The organism is Mesorhizobium sp. M2A.F.Ca.ET.039.01.1.1, assembly GCF_003998035.1.
Classification (GTDB): domain Bacteria; phylum Pseudomonadota; class Alphaproteobacteria; order Rhizobiales; family Rhizobiaceae; genus Mesorhizobium.
Map to the genome: position 1 here is coordinate 1 of NZ_RZRY01000606.1, position 3,806 is coordinate 3,806.

Genomic DNA, 3,806 nt, shown 5'->3' on the forward strand with positions numbered 1-3,806 from the left:
CTCCACGGCCTGGAGCAAGGTCCGCGAGATGGGTCATGTCGTGATCTCTTTCAACGGAGCATCCGAGGCCGAAAGGCCGGGTGAGGTTTGCGCGTCCGAGGTCGATACCGGAGCGCTCGTGGCCGCCCTTACACCGGGCGCTGTCATCACCATCGCCGCCTGATAATATCCGCGCTGTCTGTCGATAAGCGCCCAAACCTAGAGAATTGCCATGGAACGCTCGACCATCGTCAGAGTGCACGAAGGTTTGCACGCCCGTCCCGCCACGCGGTTCGTAAAACTCGCCAAGGGTTTTGAATCCGATGTCGAGCTGATCAAGGACGGCAAGGCGGTCAGCGCCAAGAGCTCGGTCAAGCTGATGCTGCTGGCGGTCAAGGAAAACCAGGAAGTCACCGTGCGCGCCAACGGCGCCGACGCCATCGAGGCGATCGAGGCGCTGATCGGCTATCTGGAGAATCCGCGCGCCGGTCTCGACGACGAGAGCGAAGCGGGTGAGGGCGGCTCTGAAACCGCAGCCGTCGCACCTGCGTCGGTGCCCGTAGCACCGGCTGCAGCGTCGGCGGATGGAACGCCGAAACTGCAGGGCGTAGCCGCCAGTGAGGGCGTGGCGATCGGGCCGGCCTTCGCCCATTTCCCGCCGGAGATCGAGGGGCCGGGCAGGCACCTGCAGGCCGGCGAGATCGAAAGCGAGCTGGAGCGCTTCCGCGGCGCCGTCGCCAGCGTCCAGGCGCGCATGGACCGCACGCTTGCCGAGAACAATCTCGCCGCCGGCGACCGCGGCATCGTCGCGGCTTTGCGCGACATCGCCGCCGACGACAGCCTGACCGGCGAGGTCGAAAGACTGATCAAGGGCGGTGACGATGCGGTCTCCGCGGTCATCGCGGCCGCGGCCACCATCGCCGCCGATTTCAGCGCGGTCGACGACCATTATCTCAATGCCCGGGCCGACGACGTCCATGCCGTCGGCGGGCAGATCTGCCTGGTGCTGCTCGGCCAGGACGAGGTCAGCCTGGAGACCATCCCTCAAGGCGCGATCCTGATTGCCGACGACATCGGTGCCTGGGATCTGGCGCGCGCGCCGCTGAAGCGCATCGGCGGCGTGGTCTGCGGCCATGGCGGCGCCACCTCGCACATCGCCATCATCGCCCGCTCGCACGGCGTTCCGGCCGTGCTGGGTCTGGGAGACAAGATCAACGAGTTGCGTGCGGCCAAGGAGGTCGCCATCGACGGCAATGCCGGGCATGTCATCGTCGATCCGGATGGGGCGACGCGCTCCGATTTCAACAAGCGCGTTGAAGCCGCGGCGCAGGAGCGCGCCGGGCTGAAAGTGTTCAAGAGCGTGACGCCGACCCGCGCGGATGGCACGGTGATCGAGGTCGCGGCCAATATCGGCTCGCTGGAAGAGATCGAGGCGGCGCAGGAAGCCGGCGCCATGGGCGTCGGCCTGTTCCGCACCGAGCTGCTCTTCATGCGCCACATGCACCTGCCTTCGGAAGACATGCAGGCCGAGACCTACAGCGCGCTGGCCAGGGCGTTCGCGCCGCATTCGGTCATCGTACGCACGCTCGACATCGGCGGCGACAAGCCGATCGCCGGCATCGAATTCCCCGACGAGGAGAACCCCTTCCTCGGCTGGCGCGGCATCCGCATGTGCCTGGATCGTCCCGACATCTTCAAGAGGCAGTTGCGGGCACTGCTCAGGGCCGCGGTTCACGGCAACATCAAGGTGATGCTGCCGATGGTCTCGGAAATCGCCGAGGTGACGCGGACCCGCGCGCTGGTCGATGAATGCGCGACCGAGTTGAAGGCCGAAGGCGTGCCGCATGCAAGCTTCGACCTCGGCGTGATGATCGAGACGCCAGCCGCCGTGCTGATCGCGTCGGCGCTGGCGAAGGAAGTGGCGTTCTTCTCGATCGGCACCAACGACCTCACCCAGTACATCATGGCCGCCGACCGCCTCAACCCGACGGTCGCCAAGCTTAACGACGTCACCAATCCGGCGGTGATGTCGGCGATCGAGCTGACGGCCAAGGCGGGTGTCGCCGCCGGCATCATGGTGGGCATGTGCGGCGAGGCCGCCGGCCGTCCGGACCTGATCCCGGCCTTCATCGGGATGGGCCTGACCGAGCTCAGCATGAGCCCGGCCTCGATCCAGCGCGCCAAGAAGACCATCGCGGCGATGGCGCCCGAAAGATAGCGGATTCCTCGCGGCGGTTACGTCAGATGCGCGAGCAGAGTGGCGAGAACCGGTGTCAGTTCCTGGACGGCATTGGCCTGAGCGCAAGCCTGCCGGATGCGATCCTCCCGCACTTCGGCCGCCAGCACCGCGATCTCGAGAATGTCGGGCTCCGGCGTGCAGCCGTCCGCCTTGGTCGCCAGTCCGCAGGCAAGCACGACAGGCGCCAGACATCTTATGTCGAGCGACCGGTCGGCCGTGGCCGCCTCGCCAGGCTGAACCGGACGGTGGTTGAGGCATTCGACCAGCAGAGCCGCGCAGGCCGCAGCGACCTGGTCGGTGGAGACCGCATCCGCCGTCGCTCCAGCCAGAAGATCGGCATGGCGCTTGCGCATCGCGGCGTGCACGGCGGAAAAACTCGCCTCGTGTACGCGGGGATTGTCGACGCCGTGACCGGCCAGAACCGCGCGGGTCAGATAATACATGTCGCGCCTGAATTGACGTTCGCCGCCGATCTGCCGGTCTTCATCGCCGTCCGGGAAATAGGAGCGCAGGCTTTTCACGGTCGTTCCGTCGACCTTGAGCGGCCGGGAATGGGGAACGAAGGATTCGGCGATCGTCAGCGCGTCGTCGACAGCGCTCGCGGCGTGGCCGAGCAGGCTGCGGCCCGGAAAGGGAGGCAAATTCCCGACTATATCATGAGACGTCTCGCCGGCGCTGTCGTGCCGGCTCTGGCGAATGGCGTCGCGCAGTTCCCGAAGCCGGTCCTTCAGGTTGGCGCGGACGTCCTCGGAGATTTGTCGCAGCATCGCCAATTGCCTCGAAATGCTGAAGTCGCCAACGGCTCGGGGGCGCCAGTCGCCCCTCTCTAGATTGTTCGTGTCGATTGGTAGATCAATAGACGATATTTAACCAGTACGCAGAATCGGCGACGGCATCGCGGAGGGGACCTTGGGCAGGCGACGGCAGGGCGAAGCTGAAAACGGCAAGGCGACAGCGGAGGCGGCCGACCAGGTCGTCAATGAAAACCGGACCGACCGGCTCAGGATCCGCGCCGCCTGGATGTATTTCGTCGAGCAGATGACACAGAACGAGATCGCCGACGTGCTCGGCGTCGGCCGGGTCACCATCGTGCGCATGCTGGCGGAAGCGAGGGCGCGCAACGAGGTCAAGATCACCATCGAGAGCGAGCTTCTGGAAATCGTGCGCCTGGAGCGCGCGCTGGAAAAGACCTTCGGCCTGCGGCAGGCGCTGGTGGCGCCGCTCTCCGACCCCAACGCCGATCCGATCCCGGCGATCGCCGCCAAGACCGGCATGTTCCTGTCCGACGCCATGAAATCCGGCATGCGGGTCGGCGTCGGCTGGGGCGTGACGCTGTTCCACACCTTGCCTTTCATCAGCGCCAAGTCGCTGACCGACTTCAGCGTGATCTCGCTGCTCGGCGGCGTCGGCGTCGCGCGCCGGGTCAACCCGGCCGAGTTCGCCTGGCGCTTCGCGCAGATTTTTCAGGGCGACGGCTATTTGATGCCGACGCCGGCCGTCGTCGACAGCGTCGAGACCAAGATCGCGCTGGTCGAGCGCTGCGGCCTGCAGGAAATCTTCGAGATGGCCGATGCGCTCGATGCTGTGC

The 3,806-nt window shown here is 66.2% G+C and carries 4 protein-coding genes; 3 read left to right on the top strand and 1 reads right to left on the bottom strand.

From position 1 onward, the window contains the following. Together EOA24_RS30295 and ptsP are read left to right on the top strand one after the other, a co-directional pair. Window positions 1–163: PTS glucitol/sorbitol transporter subunit IIA (locus tag EOA24_RS30295; RefSeq protein WP_281059909.1), on the top strand; the 163-nt coding region annotated here is incomplete at its 5' end. 48 nt (window positions 164–211) lie between these two features. Beyond that, the gene (ptsP, locus tag EOA24_RS30300) at window positions 212–2,197 is read left to right on the top strand and encodes a phosphoenolpyruvate--protein phosphotransferase (protein WP_127410396.1); all 1,986 of its coding nucleotides are present in this window, start codon (window positions 212–214) and stop codon (window positions 2,195–2,197) included. A 17-nt stretch (window positions 2,198–2,214) separates the two neighbouring features. Here the strand turns inward: ptsP and EOA24_RS30305 are convergent, their stop codons facing one another. Then, a complete protein-coding gene (locus EOA24_RS30305; RefSeq protein ID WP_126082912.1) occupies window positions 2,215–2,985 on the bottom strand; it encodes a hypothetical protein in 771 nt (256 codons plus the stop codon). A 142-nt stretch (window positions 2,986–3,127) separates the two neighbouring features. Here EOA24_RS30305 and EOA24_RS30310 point away from each other — a divergent pair. Then, window positions 3,128–3,806, top strand: a 679-nt coding sequence (locus EOA24_RS30310) for a sugar-binding domain-containing protein (protein WP_127410397.1), incomplete at its 3' end; no start/stop codon positions are given.

What these genes read in the sequence shown, in the direction of transcription:
- ptsP (WP_127410396.1), top strand. Translation starts at nt 212, where the DNA reads ATGGAACGCTCGACCATCGTCAGAGTGCACGAAGGTTTGCACGCCCGT.
- EOA24_RS30305 (WP_126082912.1), bottom strand. Translation starts at nt 2,985, where the DNA reads ATGCTGCGACAAATCTCCGAGGACGTCCGCGCCAACCTGAAGGACCGG.